General features: G+C 69.1%; 15 protein-coding genes and 1 pseudogene. 6 read left to right on the forward strand and 10 right to left on the reverse strand.

The window, feature by feature from the left end:
• Positions 1-4 precede the first annotated feature (4 nt).
• The 7 genes and pseudogenes from AC1RAD_RS23575 to mdeB form a co-directional block, all read right to left on the reverse strand.
• Positions 5-670 carry a class II aldolase/adducin family protein gene (locus tag AC1RAD_RS23575; RefSeq protein WP_492737488.1) on the reverse strand — a complete coding sequence of 222 codons (666 nt, stop codon included), beginning with the start codon at positions 668-670 and terminating at the stop codon, positions 5-7.
• A complete protein-coding gene (gene otnK, locus AC1RAD_RS23580) occupies positions 667-1,950 on the reverse strand; it encodes a 3-oxo-tetronate kinase (protein WP_492737490.1) in 1,284 nt (427 codons plus the stop codon). The genes AC1RAD_RS23575 and otnK overlap by 4 nt, the downstream gene beginning before the upstream one ends.
• Before the next feature lie 3 nt (positions 1,951-1,953).
• The gene (gene denD, locus AC1RAD_RS23585; protein ID WP_070063257.1) at positions 1,954-2,967 is read right to left on the reverse strand and encodes a D-erythronate dehydrogenase; all 1,014 of its coding nucleotides are present in this window, start codon (positions 2,965-2,967) and stop codon (positions 1,954-1,956) included.
• 43 nt (positions 2,968-3,010) lie between these two features.
• Positions 3,011-3,943 (reverse strand): annotated as a pseudogene (gene ltnD, locus AC1RAD_RS23590) (L-threonate dehydrogenase); the annotation flags it as partial.
• A 13-nt stretch (positions 3,944-3,956) separates the two neighbouring features.
• The gene (locus AC1RAD_RS23595) at positions 3,957-5,282 is read right to left on the reverse strand and encodes an MFS transporter (RefSeq protein WP_492737492.1); all 1,326 of its coding nucleotides are present in this window, start codon (positions 5,280-5,282) and stop codon (positions 3,957-3,959) included.
• 157 nt (positions 5,283-5,439) lie between these two features.
• Positions 5,440-6,216, reverse strand: coding sequence for a FadR/GntR family transcriptional regulator (locus tag AC1RAD_RS23600; protein WP_062480778.1), 777 nt, complete (start codon positions 6,214-6,216; stop codon positions 5,440-5,442).
• Between the two features lie 80 nt (positions 6,217-6,296).
• Entirely contained in the window at positions 6,297-8,960 is a 2,664-nt protein-coding gene (gene mdeB / locus AC1RAD_RS23605) for an alpha-ketoglutarate dehydrogenase (protein WP_492737494.1), read from the reverse strand.
• A 105-nt stretch (positions 8,961-9,065) separates the two neighbouring features.
• Between mdeB and AC1RAD_RS23610 the strand changes: the two genes are divergently transcribed.
• Entirely contained in the window at positions 9,066-9,539 is a 474-nt protein-coding gene (locus tag AC1RAD_RS23610; RefSeq protein ID WP_159279182.1) for an Lrp/AsnC family transcriptional regulator, read from the forward strand.
• Between the two features lie 34 nt (positions 9,540-9,573).
• Here the strand turns inward: AC1RAD_RS23610 and AC1RAD_RS23615 are convergent, their stop codons facing one another.
• Both AC1RAD_RS23615 and mltA read right to left on the reverse strand, forming a co-directional pair.
• On the reverse strand, positions 9,574-11,580 hold the full coding sequence (locus AC1RAD_RS23615; RefSeq protein WP_307582227.1) for a PhoX family protein: 2,007 nt from the start codon (positions 11,578-11,580) through the stop codon (positions 9,574-9,576).
• Between the two features lie 217 nt (positions 11,581-11,797).
• Complete coding sequence (gene mltA, locus AC1RAD_RS23620) at positions 11,798-12,946, reverse strand: murein transglycosylase A (protein ID WP_159274134.1); 1,149 nt, start codon at positions 12,944-12,946, stop codon at positions 11,798-11,800.
• Between mltA and AC1RAD_RS23625 the strand changes: the two genes are divergently transcribed.
• From AC1RAD_RS23625 to AC1RAD_RS23645, 5 genes are all read left to right on the forward strand, one after another.
• Positions 12,945-13,094 carry a hypothetical protein gene (locus tag AC1RAD_RS23625; RefSeq protein ID WP_354348038.1) on the forward strand — a complete coding sequence of 50 codons (150 nt, stop codon included), beginning with the start codon at positions 12,945-12,947 and terminating at the stop codon, positions 13,092-13,094. The two genes, mltA and AC1RAD_RS23625, sit on opposite strands and share 2 nt — an antisense overlap.
• 197 nt (positions 13,095-13,291) lie before the next feature.
• Positions 13,292-13,951 carry a YiaD family glycine zipper/OmpA-like lipoprotein gene (locus AC1RAD_RS23630; protein ID WP_062480790.1) on the forward strand — a complete coding sequence of 220 codons (660 nt, stop codon included), beginning with the start codon at positions 13,292-13,294 and terminating at the stop codon, positions 13,949-13,951.
• A gap of 85 nt (positions 13,952-14,036) precedes the next feature.
• Positions 14,037-14,594: an OmpA family protein gene (locus tag AC1RAD_RS23635; protein WP_062480792.1), complete on the forward strand. Its 558-nt coding sequence runs from the start codon at positions 14,037-14,039 to the stop codon at positions 14,592-14,594.
• A 136-nt stretch (positions 14,595-14,730) separates the two neighbouring features.
• On the forward strand, positions 14,731-15,657 hold the full coding sequence (locus tag AC1RAD_RS23640; protein WP_492737497.1) for a helix-turn-helix domain-containing protein: 927 nt from the start codon (positions 14,731-14,733) through the stop codon (positions 15,655-15,657).
• 137 nt (positions 15,658-15,794) lie between these two features.
• Positions 15,795-16,274 carry a 2,4'-dihydroxyacetophenone dioxygenase family protein gene (locus AC1RAD_RS23645; protein ID WP_159279179.1) on the forward strand — a complete coding sequence of 160 codons (480 nt, stop codon included), beginning with the start codon at positions 15,795-15,797 and terminating at the stop codon, positions 16,272-16,274.
• Between the two features lie 15 nt (positions 16,275-16,289).
• Here the strand turns inward: AC1RAD_RS23645 and AC1RAD_RS23650 are convergent, their stop codons facing one another.
• Complete coding sequence (locus AC1RAD_RS23650) at positions 16,290-16,916, reverse strand: response regulator transcription factor (protein WP_062480799.1); 627 nt, start codon at positions 16,914-16,916, stop codon at positions 16,290-16,292.
• Positions 16,917-16,960 lie beyond the last annotated feature (44 nt).

Here is a 16,960-nt window from a genome sequence, read left to right on the forward strand (position 1 = left end):
TGTACTACCAGCGCGCACCGAAAGTGCGGCGCAGTTCATCGATCTGGTCGGGGGCGAGTGGTGCGGGCCGGGTGGCCTGCGTGAGCATCTGCAGGCGGGCGGTTTCTTCCAGCTCTTCGAGCACGGCCATGGCCGCGGCCGGCGTCTCGTGCCAGACGTTGGGGCCCAGGCGCGCGAGCATCGCCGCGCGGATCGGCGTGCCGGCCGCGCCGTAGCGCGCGATGGTTTGTGCCACCTGTTCGGCCGCCTCGGGCGCGCCGGGGCGGTGGTACGGGATGACTGGCACATGGCCGACCTTCATCACGAAGTAGGGCGTGAGCGCGGGCAGCAGTTCGGCCTGCGGGTTGCCCAGGGTCAGGGCCACGCAGTGCGTGCTGTGCGTGTGGATCACGCAGGCCGTGGCGGCATCGAAGCCGCGCGCGGCGGCGTAGATGCGCGTGTGCAGCGCGATGGTCTTGCTGGCGCGGTCGCCGCCGGTCTGCACGCCCTGCGCATCGAGCCGCGCGAGCCGCGCGGGGTCGAGAAAGCCCAGGCAGGCGTCGGTCGGCGTGATGAGAAAACCGTCGTCCAGCCGCACGCTGATGTTGCCGGCCGTGGCATGCACGTAGCCGCGCTCGAACAGGCTGCGGCCGACGCGGCAGATTTCGTCGCGGGCTTCGTTCTCGGTCATGCGAGCACTGTAAAAGCTTTGGTGAAGAAATCGTCGCTGCCGAAGTTGCCCGACTTCAGCGTGATGTGCAGCCCCGCTTCGGGCGCCGCATCGCAGCGCGCATGGCACCACGGCACGCCGGGGTCGATCTGCGGGCCGATCTGCATCTGCGCGATGCCCAGCGCCTGCACGCAGGCGCCCGAGGTTTCGCCGCCGGCCACCACCAGCTGGTGCACGCCGCGCTCGACCAGACCGCGCGCAATGGCGGCGATGGTGCGCTCGACCATGGCGCCGGCTTCTTCCACGCCGAGCCGCCCCTGCACCGATTTCACGGCGCCGGCTTCGGCGGTCGAGTAGACGAGCACGGAGCCCTGGTCGATCAGCGGTGCGGCCCAGGCCAGCACTTCGGCCGTCACGTCGACGCCCGCCGCGATGCGCAGCGGGTCGATGGCCATGGCCGCGCCGCCGCGCTGGATGAAGTCGAGCACCTGCCGGTTGGTGGCCAGCGAGCAGCTGCCCGACACCACCGCCGTCTTGCCGCCGGCCTTCGGCAAGGCGCTGGCCTGCGACGACGGCGCAAGGCCGAAGTTGGCCGGCAGGCCGATGGCCACGCCCGAGCCCGCCGTGAGCAGCGGCAGCTTCGCGAGGGCCGGGCCCATGCGCAGCAGGTCGTCGTTCGAGACCGCGTCGACGATGGCGATCGACACGCCCTCGGCCTTCAGCTGCGCGATGCGTTCTTCGATGGCCGCTGCTCCGCGTGCGACCACCGCATGGTCGATGAGCCCGACCTTGCGCGTGCACTGCGCCTGCAGCACGCGCACGAGGTTCGGGTCGGTCATCGGCGTGAGCGGATGGTTCTGCATGCCGCTCTCGTTGAGCAGCACGTCGCCCGCGAACAGGTAGCCCTTGAACACGGTGCGCTTGTTGTCGGGGAAGGCAGGCGTGGCGATGGTGAAGTCACAGCCCAGCGCGTCCATCAGCGCCTCGGTCACGGGGCCGATGTTGCCCCTGACCTCGCCGGTGAAGGTGCTATCGAAGGTCGAGCAGTACTTGAAGTAGATCTGCTGCGCGCCCTGCGCCTGCAGCCAGCGCAGCGCTTCGAGCGACTGCGCGATGGCCTCGGCCGGCGCGATGGTGCGCGACTTGAGCGCGACCACGACCGCATCCACGTCGGCATCGAGCGGGCCGGCCGGCACGCCGATGGTCTGCACCACGCGCATGCCGGCGCGCACGAGGTTGTTGGCCAGGTCGGTGGCGCCGGTGAAGTCGTCGGCGATGCAGCCGAGCACGAGCTTCGCCATCGCTCAGCCCTTCAGCGCCAGCGTGACCGCCTGCGCGTTCTCGCGCACGTAGTCGCGCAGGATGGCGTCGAAGCTGGCGTCGGCCTTCAGGCCCAGCGCCTCGGCGCGCGCGGCGTGGATGCGGCTGGGCCAGCTGGTGACGATCTTCGCGATGGCGGCGTCGGGTTCCCAGTCGATGAGGGCGGTGGCCTCGGTGCCGGCGATGCGCTCGAGCGCCTGCGCCATCTCGCGCACGGTGGTGGTCAGCGCGGGCAGGTTGACCGCGGTGCGCGCGCCCCATTCGGCGGCGCCGGCGGTGGCCGCGCGCACGATGCCCGCGACGGTGTTGCCGGGCGAAGCCAGCGCGACCGGCGTCTCGGGCGCCACGGGGCAGCGCGCGCGCACGCCGGCCAGCGGCTCGCGCAGCATGCCGCTCAGGAAGCTGGAGGCCGCGCCGTTCGGACGACCCGGGCGCACCGACACCGTCATGAGCCGCACGTTGCGGCCCTGCACGAAGCCCTTGCGCGTGTAGTCGGCCACGAGCTGCTCGCCGATGAACTTCTGGATGCCGTAGCTGTTCTGCGGCGTGGGCAGCGTGGTGTCTTCGATCACCGCGGGCAGGCGCTGCTCGGGCGAATCGCCGAACACGGCGACGGAGCTGGAGAACACGAACACGGGCGCGTGGCCCGCGCTGCGGCAGGCGTCGAGCAGGGCGCGCGTGGTGTCCAGGTTGCTGCGCATGCCGAGGTCGAAGTCGGCCTCGCACTCGCCGCTCACGGCGGCGGCGAGGTGGAACACGGCGTCGGTGTCGGCCAGCGGCAGCGCACCGTTGGCCGCCTGCTCGTACAGGTCGCCCTGCACGAACTGGATGCGCGCGTCGGCTGCGAGGTCGGCGGGCGGCGGCACGCGGTCGGCGAGCGTGATGCGTGCGATGTCCTGGGGCTGGCCGCCGGCCAGTGCGAGCGGGCCGCCGGCAAGCAGGGTGCGGGCGAGGCGGGCGCCGAGGAAGCCGCAGCCGCCGGTGATGAGAACGTTCATGGTGTGTGTCTTTCCTGGGTCGGTGGAGCGCTGGCGCTCGATGTTATTTTTTCGATTCTTTCGCAGCGGGCAGTTCGATGCCCGGGAAGATCTTGATGACCGCGCTGTCGTCCTCGCGCGCGAAGCCGGCCGTGGAGGCCTGCATGAACATCTGGTGCGCGGTGGACGACAGCGGCAGCGGAAACTTGCTGGCGCGCGCCACGTCGAGCACCAGGCCCAGGTCCTTCACGAAGATGTCGACGGCCGACAGCGGCGTGTAGTCGCCCGCCAGCACGTGGGCCATGCGGTTCTCGAACATCCAGCTGTTGCCGGCGCTGTGGGTGATGACCTCGTACAGCGCGTCGGGGTTCACGCCCTCGCGCAGGCCCAGCGCCATGGCCTCGGCCGCGGCGGCGATGTGCACGCCGGCCAGCAGCTGGTTGATGACCTTCACCTTGCTGCCCGCGCCGGCCGAATCGCCCAGGCGGTAGACCTTGGCGGCCATCGCGTCGAGCATCGCGCCGGCCTTCTCGTAGGCGGCGGGGGTGCCGGCGGTCATCATCGTCATCTGGCCGCTGGCGGCCTTGGCGGCGCCGCCGGAAATGGGCGCGTCGAGGTACAGGATGCCCTGCTGCGCGAGGCGCGCCTCGAGCGCGACCGACCAGTTCGGGTCGACGGTGGAACACATCACGAACAGGCTGCCGGGCTTCATCGACGCCGCGCAGCCGGGCGTGGTGCCGTCGCCAAACAGCACCGATTCGGTCTGCGCCGCGTTGACGACCACGCTGACCACGATGTCGCACTGCGCGCCGAGCGCGGCCAGCGTGTCGCAGGCGGTGCCGCCTTCGCGCGCGAAGGCTTCGGCGACGCCGGGGCGCACGTCGAACACATGCGGTGCATGGCCCGCGCGGCGCAGCGATTGCGCCATGCCGCTGCCCATGGCGCCCAGGCCCACGAGGCCGACGACGGGGGTGTTGCTGGAAGAAGAAGTCATGTCGTGCGTCCTTCGATCAACGGTTGACCAACTGCTTGGGCGTGAGCCACACGCCGATGGCGCCGAGCACCAGCGCGCCGGCCAGCACGTACATGCCGATCTGCGTGCTGCCCGTGAGGTCCTTCAGGTAGCCGATGAGGTACGGGCTCACGAAGCCCGCGAGGTTGCCCACCGAGTTGATGACCGCAATGCCAGCGGCCGCCGCCGTGCCCGAGAGGAAGGCGGTGGGCAGCGACCAGAACAGCGGCGCGCAGGTGAGCACGCCGGCTGCGGCGAGCGACAGGAAGGTCAGCGACACGACCGTGTTCTGCGTGTACGAGGCCGCGACCGTGAAGCCCACGGCGCCCATCATCGCGGGGATGATCAGGTGCCAGCGGCGTTCGCGGCGCGCGTCGGCACTGCGGCCGAACAGGTTCATCGCGACGATCGCGCACAGGAACGGAATGGCGCTGAGCAGGCCGATGTTGAAGTTGCCCTGCACGCCCGTGGCCTTCACCAATGTGGGCAGCCAGAAGGTCAGCGCGTACTGGCCCATGACGAAGGCGAAGTAGATGAGCGCCATCCACCACACGCGCGCGTCGCGGAACATCGCGCCCACCGAATGCGGGCCCTTGGCGCCGTGCGCCTGGTCGCGGTCGACCTCGCGCTGCAGCAGCTGCTTTTCTTCGGGCGAGAGCCAGCGTGCGTGCTGGATGCCGTTGTCCAGGTAGAACAGCACCATCACGCCCACCAGCACGGCGGGAATGGCTTCGATGATGAACATCCACTGCCAGCCGTGCATGGCCGACACGCCGTGGAAGGCGTCCATGATCCAGCCCGACAGCGGGTTGCCGAAGATGCCCGCCACGGGAATCGCCGACATGAACACCGCGATGATCCGCGCGCGCCGGTGCGACGGGTACCAGTGCGTCAGGTACAGGATCACGCCGGGGTAGAAGCCCGCCTCGGCCACGCCCAGCAGGAAGCGCAGGATGTAGAAGCTGGTCGGCGTTTCCACGAACACGAAGCAGGCCGACAGCAGGCCCCAGGTGATCATGATCCGCGCGATCCACACGCGCGCGCCCACGCGGTTGAGCAGCAGGTTGCTGGGCACCTCGAACAGGAAGTAGCCCAGGAAGAAGATGCCGGCACCCAGGCCGAACACGGTTTCGCTGAAGCCGAGGTCCGCGCCCATCTGCAGCTTGGCGAAGCCGACGTTCACGCGGTCGAGGTACGCGACCACGTAGCACAGCATCAGGAAGGGCACGAGGCGCCAGAACACCTTGGCGTAGGCGCGTTTTTCGAGCGCGGCGTCGGGCGCGTCAGCCGCGAGGGGCGCGCCGGCCTGGAGGGTGGAAGTCATTGGGAGGGAGTCCGCTGGATGAAAAAACGGGGTCGTCCCGTCACCCTGCGGCGCGGTCGCCCCTTACTTGTCAGGTCATCATACAAATTTAAGACAAGCCCCCGGATACGGGATAACCCGCACATTCTGCCCTCTTCAGAAAACCGTAAGCGTGGGCTTACTTGCCCGCAGGCCAGCCTTCGACCAAGGGTCGGGCGAGCTGGGCGCCTTCCTGCTGCCAGAAGGCCGGGTCGGCCTGCTCGATGCGGCGGATGGCGTTGTCCATGTGGGCCTTGGCGGCTTCGCGCGCGGCCAGCGGGTCGCCGGCATCGATCGCCTCGACGATGCGCGCGTGCTCCTGCGCCACTTCGCGCACGAAGTCGGCGCGGCGCGCCTCGTTGGCGCGCGTGACGCGGGTGGCGCCATGCAGGAACTGCCGCAGGTACTGCAGCGTCCCGATGAGGAAGGGGTTGCGCGCGGCCTCGGCGATGGCGCGGTGAAAGCGCACGTCCTCGTCGGCCCCGTTGCCGCCCATCGACACCGCCGCATGCAGCGCATCGATGGCGTCGCGGATGCGCAGCATGTCCTCGGGCGTGCGGCGCTCGGCCGCGAGCGCGGCCACCTCGGCCTCGAGCGCGCGGCGCAGCTCGACCATCTGCACCACCGCTTCGCGCGACGCCACATGCGGCATCTCGAAGCGCAGCGGTTCGACGCCGGCAGCGCGCACGTACACGCCGCTGCCCTGGCGCGAATCGACCAGCCCGAGCGACTTCAGCCGCGACACCGCCTCGCGCACCACCGTGCGGCTCACGCCGAACTGGGTGGCCAACGCGGTCTCGGTGGGCAGCCGGTCGCCTTCCGACAGGCGCCCGCTGCGCACCTCGGCCACGAGCGCTTCCGCCACCTGGTCGGCCAGGCGGACGGCGGGGGCAAGGGACTGGAAACGGGGGGTCATGGGCGCGGGAAGGCGGTGGGGCCTGCGACTCTAACGCAGGCACCGCACCGTCACGCCGCATGGCCGCGCCGGCGCTGTCGTCAGGCGCCGAGCGCGTGGCGCGCGGCCCGCGCGATGCTCGCCGCGTCCACGCCGAAGAAACCGCGCAGCGCGGCGCGCGTGTCGCTGCGACCGAAGCCATCGGTGCCCAGCGTGAGGTAGCGGCGGCCTTCGGGCAGGAAGGCGCGCACGCTCTCGGGCAGGGCGCGCACGTAGTCGGTGGCGGCGACGATCGGGGCCTTGCCGCCGCCCTTGCCGAGCTGCTGCGCGACGAAGGGCGTGCCGGCGTCTTTCTCGCCGGCCAGCGCGCGCTGCTCGCAGGCCTGGCCGTCGCGTGCGAGTTCGCTCCAGCTCGTGACGCTGAACACCTCGGCCGCGATGCCTTCGTCGGCCAGCTGTTGCGCGGCCTTGATGACTTCGGTGAGGATCGCGCCCGAGCCCAGCAGCGTGACGCTCTGCTTCGCCTTGCCCGATGCCGGCGCATACGTGCCGAAGCGGTAGCAGCCGCGCAGGATGTCGGCCTCGGCGCCCGCCGGCAGGTCGGGCTGCGCGTAGTTCTCGTTCATGAGCGTGACGTAATAGAACACGTCCTGCTGCTCGACCATCATCTCGCGGATGCCCGCATCGACGATGACGGCCATCTCGCCCGCGAAGGCCGGGTCGTAGGCCTTGCAGTTGGGAATCGTCGCGGCCACGAGGTGGCTGCTGCCGTCCTGGTGCTGCAGGCCTTCGCCGCCGAGCGTGGTGCGCCCCGACGTGGCGCCCAGCAAAAAGCCGCGCGCGCGCTGGTCGGCCGCCGCCCAGATGGCGTCGCCCACGCGCTGGAAGCCGAACATCGAGTAGTAGATGTAGAACGGCAGCATCGCCAGGCCGTGCACGCTGTAGCTGGTGGCCGCCGCCGTCCAGCTGGCGATGGCGCCGGCTTCGCTGATGCCCTCTTCGAGGATCTGGCCGTCGGTGGCTTCGCGGTAGCTCAGCACCGAGCCGATGTCTTCCGGCGCATAGCGCTGGCCCACGCTCGAGTAGATGCCGACCTGCTTGAACAGGTTGGCCATGCCGAAGGTGCGCGCCTCGTCGGCCACGATGGGCACGATGCGCGGGCCCAGGGCCTTGTCCTTCATGAGGTTGCCCAGCATGCGCACGAAGGCCATGGTGGTGCTCATCTCCTTGCCCGCGGCGGCCGTGGCGAACTGCGCGTAGGCCGCGATGTCGGGCTTGGGCACCACGTCGCATGCGGTTTCGCGGCGCGGCATGGCGCCGCCGAGCGCTTCGCGGTGCTGGCGCAGGTAGCGCATCTCGGCGCTGTCTTCGGCCGGGCGGTAGAAGTCCATCGCGGTGGCCTGCGCGTCGGTGAGCGGCAGGTTGAAGCGGTCGCGGAACTCGATGAGGTCCACGTCGCCCATCTTCTTGTGCGAGTGCGTGGTCATCTTGCCCTGCGCGGCGCTGCCCATGCCGTAGCCCTTCTTGGTGTGGGCCAGGATGACGGTGGGCTGGCCCTTGTGGGCGGCAGCGGCTGCGTACGCGGCATGGATCTTCACGAGGTCGTGGCCGCCGCGCTTCAGGCGGTCGATCTGCTCGTCGGTCATGCCTTCGGCCAGGCGCGCGAGCTCGGGGTTCTGGCCGAAGAAGTTGTCGCGGTTGAAGCGGCCGTCCTTCGCGGCGAAGGTCTGCATCTGGCCGTCGACGGTGTTGGCGAACACGCGGGCCAGGGCACCGCTCACGTCCTGCGCGAACAGGCCGTCCCAGTCGCTGCCCCACACGAGCTTGACGACGTTCCAGCCGGCGCCGGCGAAGAGCTTTTCGAGCTCGTCGATGATGCGGCCGTTGCCGCGCACCGGGCCATCGAGGCGCTGCAGGTTGCAGTTGACGACCCACACAAGGTTGTCGAGCTTTTCGCGCGCGGCGAGCGTCAGCGCGCTCATCGATTCGGGCTCGTCCATCTCGCCGTCGCCGAACACGCCCCAGACCTTGCGGCCTTCGCAGTTCAGCAGGTTGCGGTGCGTGAGGTAGCGCATGAAGCGCGCGTGGTAGATCGAGCTGATCGGGCCGATGCCCATCGAGCCGGTGGGGAACTGCCAGAAGTCCGGCATCAGGTACGGGTGCGGGTAGCTGCACAGGCCGCGCGCGCCGCTGCCGTCGGTGAAGGCCGGTGCGGTGAGTTCCTGGCGGTAGTGGTTCAGGTCTTCTTCGCTCAGGCGGCCTTCGAGGTAGGCCCGCGCATACACGCCGGGTGCGCTGTGCGGCTGGAAGAACACCAAATCGCCGCGGTGCGCCGGGCTGCGCGCATGGAAGAAGTGGTTGAAGCCGGTCTCGAACAGGTCGGCCGCGCTCGCGTAGCTGGCGATGTGGCCGCCGAGTTCGCCATACGCCTGGTTGGCCTTGGCCACCATGGCGAGCGCGTTCCAGCGCATGAGCGAGGCGAGCTTTTCTTCCACCGCGAGGTCACCCGGGAACGGCGGCTGGTCGGCCGCGGCGATGGTGTTGACGTACGGCGTGGCCAGCTCGGGCTGCCAGCCGATGCGCTGCTGCCGCGCCAGGCGCGCCAGCTCGGCCAGCATCTGGCGCGCGCGCTGCGGACCTTGCGTCTGCGCCAGCGCCAGGAAGGCGTCGCGCCATTCGGCGGTCTCTTCGGGGTCGGGGTCGTGCGACGGCGGCGTGTCGAGCAACAGGGCGCGCATCTGGTCGGCGGAGATCGGGGCGTTCATGCCAGCACTTTAAGCCGCCTTGCGGAAAATTAGCTACCGGCACCTGCGACTTCATGGCTATTCGCAAGCATAAAATGCCGCGACTCAAGCGCTTTACGGAATTTCATGGAACTCGACGCCATCGACCTGCGCATTCTCGACGAGCTGCAACGCGACGGCGCCCTGTCGAACGTCGAACTGGCGCGCCGCGTGCACCTGTCGCCCTCGCCCTGCCTGGCGCGCGTGAAGGTGCTGGAGACCAGCGGCGTGATCGACCGCTACGTGGCGCTGGCGAACGCCAAGGCGCTGGGCCTGGGGCTCAACGTGTTCATCTCGATCAGCCTGACGACGCAGAGCAAGCAGTCGCTGGCCGACTTCGAGCAGCGCATCGCCGAGCACGACGAGGTGATGGAGTGCTATCTGATGACCGGCGACAGCGACTACCTGATCCGCATCGCCGTGGCCGACATGGCGGCGCTGGAGCGCTTCATCATGGAGCAGCTCACGCCGATTCCGGGGATCGAGAAGATCCGCTCGAGCTTTGCGCTCAAGCAGGTGAGATACAAAACGGCGCTGCCGTTGCCAGCAGCGCCGTCCTGAAGCAAGCGCAAGCCGCCGCAGCGGCAGCCTCGCCTTACTTCGCCAGCTTGATCTGGATCGGGTCGGCCGTGAGGTAGCCGACGGCCGCGGCGTAGCGGTCCTTGTAGTTGGCGCGCACCAGCGGGTCGAGCGTGGCCTGCACCTTCGAGTGGATGCCGCCCCAGTCACCCGCGTGCTGGAAGTTGCTCATGATGTAGGTCCAGCCGTTGATCTCGTCCACGGCATGCAGGCCGGTCGATTCGCCGCCCGCGGGGATCGACATGAGGCGCGAGAGCTTCTTGGTGTCGATGTTGTAGGCCCACAGGAAGTTGTTGACGTGGCTGCTGCTGTCCTCGCCGATGAACAGCGTGCGCAGCTTTTCCGAGAACTTGATGTTGTCGGGGTTGCCGATCTTGTCGGGGCTGGAGGTGTTGCCCAGCGCGTCGGGCGTGGGGAGGTCTTCGCCCACGATCAGCGCGCGGGTCTGCGTCGGCACCCAGTCGCTGTTGATGGACTTGCCGTCGGTGTCCTTCTGGCCGCCCGCAAGGTTGTGCGCCATCACGCCGCCGGCGCTGAGCTTCTTGGGCAGCGCGATGTTGTTGGCCGCCGACCAGCCCTTGCCGCCGCTGACCATCGAGTCCTGGATGTTCTGCAGCGCGGAGTAGGCCACCTTGTCCTTGATGTTGACGGTGGTGCCTTCCATCTTGGTGAAGGCCATGCTGGCGCCCTTCACGTTGGCGTAGCGGTGGGTTTCCAGGAAGGCCGCGGCCTTTTCCATGCCGGGCTTCACGCGGCCCCAGCTGGCCTTGCCGTCCAGGTACATGGCGGTGTACGTGGGGTCGAGCGGGTCGGCGGTGGTCACGTCCATGATGTCGGTGGCCTTGAGCGTATTGGCCAGTGCCTCGATCTCGGCGCTGGTGGCATGGCCCAGGTTGATCCACGTCATCTTGGTGGCGGCTGCGGCGGGGTCGATCGAGTAGCCGGCTTCGTAGCGGGCCACGTAGAGCGTGCCGGCCGACAGGTCTTTTTCCTTGTCGGCGACGAACATGAAGAAGCCGCCGTTGGTGTAGTCGTCGCCCATGATGGCGGTGCGGTTGTCGGGCATGACCTGGATCAGCTCGTGCGAGATGCGGCCCATGCAGTAGTGCTTCTTCACGCTGCCGGTGCCGTCGGGGTTCACGGTGACCTCGGGCAGGTGGCCGTAGTGGTACGGGTTGGCCTTGGTCTCGTCGCCGAACACGTTCTTGCTGTAGGCCTTGAACATGTCGGTGCCGGCGGCGGTGGTCGCGTCAGGCTCGTACTCTTCGCTGGACAGGTGGGTGTTCCACGGCGACAGGCTGGCGCCGCAGGTGATCCACAGGCCGTGGGCGCTCGACATGTCGACGTTGTGGTACTTGACCAGGCTCAGCTTGCCGGTGGTCTGGTCCTGGTCGAGCGTGAGCACCGCGATGGGCGAAGGCAGCGTGCCGTAGGTGTTGTCGCCCTTCAGGTTGCGACTGGTGTATTCGAACTGCACAACGGCGAACACCGCCTTGCCCTTGACGCCGGGCACGTTGGCGTTGGGCAGCGAGATCAGCGAGGTGCCGTCCGGGCTGTCCGAGAAGAACTGGCGCTCCTTGCCCGCCACCGAGGCGTCGATGATCGGCTGGTTCTTGATGTCGACGTAGCCGCCCGCGAGGATCTTGCCGCCCTTGCCGTCCGGCACCATGTCGCCGGTCAGGAAGAAGGGCTGGTAGGCCAGGCGGTATTCGGTAGAGCTGCCGTTGTCGAACGACACCTTGAGCGTGGAGCCGACCGTGTTCGTGGCCATGGCGGCCGGGTCGGCCAGCGTGGGCGCGGCCATGCCGTTGAATTCGGCCGAGACGAACTGCGCAGCCGGTGCGGGTGCCGGCGCGGGGGCCGGCGGCGGCACCACGAAGGGCGGGAAGGCCTGGCCACCGCCGCCGCCACCGCCGCAGGCGGTGAGGAAGGCGACGCCGCCCAGCGGGAGCATCGGGGCGGCGCCCAGCAGTTTCAGGGCGTGACGGCGGGAGGCGCCGGGCGCCTTGGCTTGATCAGTCATTTGTTTTCCAGGGATCGTGGGTGGTTCGGCATGAGGCCGAAAGTCGACCTCTGTCAGGGCGCAGACCTTAAAAGGCGCCCATGACGAAGGCATGCATCGCGCATGACAGAACGATGACGACCGCCACGACCACACCCCGCCCACGCACCGGCCGGCGGCATGCAAAACGGCGCGGGATCACCGCGCCGTCGTGTCGTTCAAGGAAAAGAAATGGGCGTCAGGGCGCCGGCAGTTGCCTCGGCCACAACGCCCACAGCCGCAGCGGCTGGTTCACGCTCGCCGCCAGCCGGCCGGCCTCGGCGCCGGTGCCCGCGAAGTAGTCGGCGCGCACGGCGCCCAGGATGGCGCTGCCGGTGTCCTGCGCCACCACCAGCTTCTGCAGCTGCGCGGTCGGGCCGTTCGATGCGAGCCACACCGGCGTGCCGTAGGGAATGCTCTCGCGGTCGACCGCGATGGAGCGCCCCGCCGTCAGCGGCACGCCCTGCGCGCCGCGCGGGCCGAAGGCGGCGTCGAGCTCGCTCATCGTCTCTTCGCGGAAGAACACATAGCGCGGGTTGCTCCACAGCAGCTGCGACACGCGCTGTGGGTTCTGCGCCACCCAGGCCTTGGTGTCGTCGGGCCACTTGCCGACCTTGGCGACGCCCTGGCTCATCAACCACTGTTGCACGCTGCGGTACGGCTGCTCGTTGGTGGCCGCATAGGCCACGCGCACGGTGTGCTGGTAGCCGTTGGCCTCGGTGATGCGCAAGCGGCCCGAGCCCTGGATGTGCAGCATCAGCGCGTCGATGGGGTCGGCCATCCAGGCGATCTCGCGACCGCGCAGCGCGGCCTGGGCCTCGGGCAGGGTCTCGATCTCCTGGCGCGTGAACCAGGGGCGCTTGGGCACGAGGCCGTCGGGCGCCTGGTACAGCGGCACGCTGAAGCCGGCCGAGGGCACGCGCGAGGCCTCGTACACGGGCTCGTAGTAGCTGGTGAGCTTGCCTTCGCTCTGGCCCGCGAGCGATTCGACGCGGTAGGGCTGCAGCCGGTCGGTCATCCAGCGGCGCTGCTCCTCGGGCGTGGCGATAGCGAGCTGGCGCACCTCGCGGCACAGCGGCGCGAAGGCGGCGTTGGGGCGTGCGCAGTTGGCCAGCAGCGCGATCCACGCTTCGTGCAGCGGGTCTTCGCTGAAGCCCGGCAGTTCGGACCAGCCCACGGGCACCCAGCGGCTTTTCGGATGCGCGAGCGATCCGGTCAGCGGACCGAGGTCGCGCGGCGGGGTGACGGTGGGTCGGGTGGGGGCGTCGGGGGCGCGGGGGCCGAGGGAACAGCCGGCAAGCGTTGCTACGATCGCAAGCCCGACCAGCCACTGGAGTCCATTTCTCATGGGTTTGATTCTGCTTGAAGCCCTCGCCGCGGGACTCGTCCTGATCTTGATCATCTGGTGGACCATGTTTTCCGGGCGCAACAAGGGTGAATTGCATGACGACCCCGACGCCGAGCGTGAGGACACCGATTCGCCGCCCAAAGTGTGAATTGCTCGTGTAGCCACACGGCGCGGCCCACTGTCGGACAAGCACCCTATTGCTACAACTTTAGTAGCAATCATCGCAGCATTCACGGGCGATGGCGAAAGTTTTCTTATTTTCCGTAGGGCTTTGAGCACGTACCATCGCATACCCGCCGGGGGCTAAGCTGTGGCCCGCTTGATTCAACCTTGAAAGGGATCGCCATGAAAAAGTTCGTTCTTGCAACCACCGCAGCTGCCCTCGTCCTGTCCGGCTGTGCCGGCGGAATGACCGACACCCAGCGCAACACGGGCATCGGTGCCGGCATCGGCGCGCTCGGCGGCGCCGCCATCGGCTCGGCCACCGGCGGCAACCGCGGTGCCATCGGCACGGGCGCGGTGGTCGGCGCGGCGGCCGGCGCGCTCGGCGGCTACCTGTGGTCGCAGCGCATGGAAAACCAGAAGCGCCAGATGGAAGCCGCCACCCAAGGCACCGGCGTGGCCGTGACGCAGACGGCCAACAACGAGCTCAAGCTCGCCATTCCGAGCGACGTGTCGTTCGACGTGGGCCGCTCCAACATCAAGTCGAACTTCGCGCCCGTGCTCGACCAGTTCGCCAACGGCCTGCGCAACAACCCGAACGCCGAGGTGCGCATCATCGGCCACACCGACAGCACCGGCTCCGACGCCATCAACAACCCGCTGTCGGTGGACCGCGCCGCCAGCACGCGCGACTACCTGGTGGCACGCGGCGTGAGCGCCGCGGCGTTCCGCATCGAAGGCCGCGGCTCGCATGAGCCGGTGGCCGACAACAACAGCGACGCCGGCCGGGCACAGAACCGCCGCGTCGAGATCTACGTGGGCGAGCGCGCACAGCGCGGCTGATCGCCGCCCCACCGGGAAACCGGCCGCCCTATCGAACGGCCGGTTCCCGCTTCAGTTTTCATTGGTCCAAGCAGAGGGAAAATTCATGAGGAAGTTTGTTGTGTCTAGCGCGGCCCTGGCCGCTGTGTTGTTCATCGCGGGGTGCGCATCGTCGACCCCGCCGGCCGAAGCACCGGCCGCACAGCAGGCCGCACCGGCCAACAGCTGGACCGCCCGACTGGACGCGCTGAAGGCCGAGCTCGAAAGCTCCACCAAGGGCACCGGCGTGGTGATCTCGCAGACCGCCGACAACCAGCTTCACGTCGTGATTCCGAATGAACTCTCGTTCGACACGGGCCGCGCCAACGTCAAGCGCAACCTCGCCCAGGTGCTCGACAAGGTCGCCGAAGGCCTGAAGAGCGCCACCACCGCCAGCCTGCGCGTGGTCGGCCACACCGACAGCACGGGCAGCGAGGAAGGCAACGAACGCCTCTCGGTGAGCCGCGCCGACAGCGTGCGCAACCACCTGGTCGGCCGCGGCGTGTCGACCACCGTGATCACCACCGACGGCCGCGGCTCGCGCGAGCCGCTGGCGGACAACGGCACGGCCGCCGGCCGCGCGCAGAACCGCCGCGTCGAAATCTTCGTCGCCGAGAAGATCTGAGCCCAGGTGCTGCGCGCACGTCGCGCGGCACCGTCAGGAAATCCCGCATGAGGGCACGGCGCCGCCGGCCCTAACATCGCGCGGCCTGCACGCGGCGCGCGCACCGCGCGCCGGGCGGACACGAGAGGAAACTCCGATGAACGCCATCGCGCCGGCCCCATCGAGCGTCGCATCCCGCTTTGCCCCGGACATCATCGCCGCGGGCACCGGTGCGCAACCCCAGTACCTTGTGACCGGCGGCGACCAGCTGTTCGCCGCCCGCTGGCAGCAGGACGCGTGCTGGCTGCCCTTCCACGGCGCGGCGCATCACGTGCTGGTGCTGCACGAAAACGGCAGCACGGCGGTGCGCAAGTACGAGCGCGGCAAGCTCGTCGCCTCGCGCTCGCGGCTGGGCAGCGTGAGCTTCATCCCCTGCGACGGCACCGAATGGGAGATCGGCGGGCGTTGCGGCGTGGTGCACCTGTACATCGGTCAGGCGCTGATCGCGCGTGTCGCCGCCGAGGAAGGCCTCGGGCCGGCGGTGGAGATCGACCCCTTCTTCGCGATCCGCGACCCGTGGCTGCAAGGCTTCTTCCAGATGCTGGTGAGCGAGGTGGAGCTGTACGGCAGCGTGCCCGCGAGCCCCGATTCGCTGCTGCTCTCGCAGAGCCAGCACCTGCTGGCCCATCACCTCGTGCGGCGCCACTGCGCACCGGGGCGCGGTGCACCGCCGCGCACGGAGGGCGCGCGCCGGCAGCCGGTCCTGACACCGCGGCAGCTGCGCCGGGTGACCGAGCACATCGACACGCACCTGGCCACGCCCCTGGGCCTGGCCGACCTGGCGGGGCTGGTGCACCTGTCGCAGGACCACTTCATCCGCAGCTTCAAGGCGGCCAGCGGCATGGCGCCCTACCAGTACCTGCTGCGCCGCCGCCTGGAAGGCGCCGCCGAACTGCTGCGCACCAGCGACCTGCCCGTCGAGGCCGTGGCCGCGCGCATGGGCTTCGGCAGCGCCGCGTACTTCTCGACGCGCTTCCGCGCCTTCCTCGGCGTGGCGCCGGGCGCCTACCGCCGCATGCGCTGAACCGCGCAGCAACTTGCGCAAAAGCGCGCCACTTTCGACATCCCGTGCTTCGTTCGGGCCAACATGCCATGGCGTGGGAAGCCGCTCCTAGACTGGCTTAGCAGGCCGATCCTGGCCGCATCACCCACGGAGACACCATGACCCTGACCGCCCTGAAAGCCACGCCGCCCGCCAGCGCCGCCCATGCGCGCATCACGCTGCCGTACCCGCATTTCCAGAAGCTCGACAACTATCCATGGAAGCCGTGGGTCATGCCCGGCGTGGCCTACAAGCTGCTGAGCATCAACCGGCGCAGCGGCGGCTTCACCTGCCTGCTGAAGGTCGATCCCGGCACCGAGGCGCCGGTGCACCACCACCTGGGCGCCATCGAGGTGATCGTGCTCGAGGGCGACATCTACTACGAGCGCAACGACATCGGCCGCCCGGGCGACTACATGCACGAGCCCGCCGGCGACATCCACCAGCCGCGCTCCGACGGCGGCTGCGTGCTGTTCTGCGTGTTCGAGGGCGCGATTGCCGGGCTGGGCGAGGACGGCAACGTCGTCGGCATCGTCGACGGCCGCAGCATGCTGGAGATGGCCACGCGCGACGGCGCGGCGCAGCACGTGCACAGCTGAGGCCCGACCTGCGGGCTAGAGGTCGCGCAGGCGGTTGGCGAGTTCCACCGCCGACTTCACTTCCATCTTCTCGAACACGCGCGCCCGGTGGACCTCCACCGTGCGCACGCTGATCGCGAGCTGGTCGGCGATGAGCTTGTTCGGCAGGCCCTCGACCACGAGGCGCATCACGTCGCGCTCGCGGTCGGTCAGCTCGGCGATGCGGTCGGCCAGGCCGCGGCGCACGCGCTGCACCTCGAGCGCGCGCTGCGACATGCCCAGCGCCTGCTCGATGCGGTCGACCAGCGCGTTGTCCGAGAACGGCTTCTCGCAGAAGTCGAAGGCGCCGCGCTTGACCGCCTCGACGGCGGTGGGCACGTCGGCATGGCCGGTCAGGAAGATCACGGGCATCTCGGCCAGCAGGCCGCGCTCGGCCAGCCGGTCGAACAGCACCAGCCCGCTCATGCCGGGCATGCGCACGTCCAACAGCAGGCAGCGCGGCTGATCGGGCAGCGGCGCCTCGTCCAGGTACTGCTCGAAGGCCTCGGCGCTGCCGAAGTGCTCGCTGGCCAGGCGGCGCGAACGCAGCAGCCAGGCCAGCGCCTCGCGCACGCTGGCGTCGTCGTCCACGATAAAGATCAAGCCATCGATCAGCGGTTGCATGCCATGAGGTCCAGCGGAACAGAGAAAACGAAGAAGAAAAAGGC

The sequence above is a fragment of the Variovorax sp. GW823-FHT04B03 genome (assembly GCF_058796495.1).

Excerpts from the sequence above, each read along its gene's own strand:
- AC1RAD_RS23575 (WP_492737488.1), bottom strand. The coding sequence starts at position 670 with ATGACCGAGAACGAAGCCCGCGACGAAATCTGCCGCGTCGGCCGCAGC.
- otnK (WP_492737490.1), bottom strand. The coding sequence starts at position 1,950 with ATGGCGAAGCTCGTGCTCGGCTGCATCGCCGACGACTTCACCGGCGCC.
- denD (WP_070063257.1), bottom strand. The coding sequence starts at position 2,967 with ATGAACGTTCTCATCACCGGCGGCTGCGGCTTCCTCGGCGCCCGCCTC.
- AC1RAD_RS23595 (WP_492737492.1), bottom strand. The coding sequence starts at position 5,282 with ATGACTTCCACCCTCCAGGCCGGCGCGCCCCTCGCGGCTGACGCGCCC.
- AC1RAD_RS23600 (WP_062480778.1), bottom strand. The coding sequence starts at position 6,216 with ATGACCCCCCGTTTCCAGTCCCTTGCCCCCGCCGTCCGCCTGGCCGAC.
- mdeB (WP_492737494.1), bottom strand. The coding sequence starts at position 8,960 with ATGAACGCCCCGATCTCCGCCGACCAGATGCGCGCCCTGTTGCTCGAC.
- AC1RAD_RS23610 (WP_159279182.1), top strand. The coding sequence starts at position 9,066 with ATGGAACTCGACGCCATCGACCTGCGCATTCTCGACGAGCTGCAACGC.
- AC1RAD_RS23615 (WP_307582227.1), bottom strand. The coding sequence starts at position 11,580 with ATGACTGATCAAGCCAAGGCGCCCGGCGCCTCCCGCCGTCACGCCCTG.
- AC1RAD_RS23625 (WP_354348038.1), top strand. The coding sequence starts at position 12,945 with ATGGGTTTGATTCTGCTTGAAGCCCTCGCCGCGGGACTCGTCCTGATC.
- mltA (WP_159274134.1), bottom strand. The coding sequence starts at position 12,946 with ATGAGAAATGGACTCCAGTGGCTGGTCGGGCTTGCGATCGTAGCAACG.
- AC1RAD_RS23630 (WP_062480790.1), top strand. The coding sequence starts at position 13,292 with ATGAAAAAGTTCGTTCTTGCAACCACCGCAGCTGCCCTCGTCCTGTCC.
- AC1RAD_RS23635 (WP_062480792.1), top strand. The coding sequence starts at position 14,037 with ATGAGGAAGTTTGTTGTGTCTAGCGCGGCCCTGGCCGCTGTGTTGTTC.
- AC1RAD_RS23640 (WP_492737497.1), top strand. The coding sequence starts at position 14,731 with ATGAACGCCATCGCGCCGGCCCCATCGAGCGTCGCATCCCGCTTTGCC.
- AC1RAD_RS23645 (WP_159279179.1), top strand. The coding sequence starts at position 15,795 with ATGACCCTGACCGCCCTGAAAGCCACGCCGCCCGCCAGCGCCGCCCAT.
- AC1RAD_RS23650 (WP_062480799.1), bottom strand. The coding sequence starts at position 16,916 with ATGCAACCGCTGATCGATGGCTTGATCTTTATCGTGGACGACGACGCC.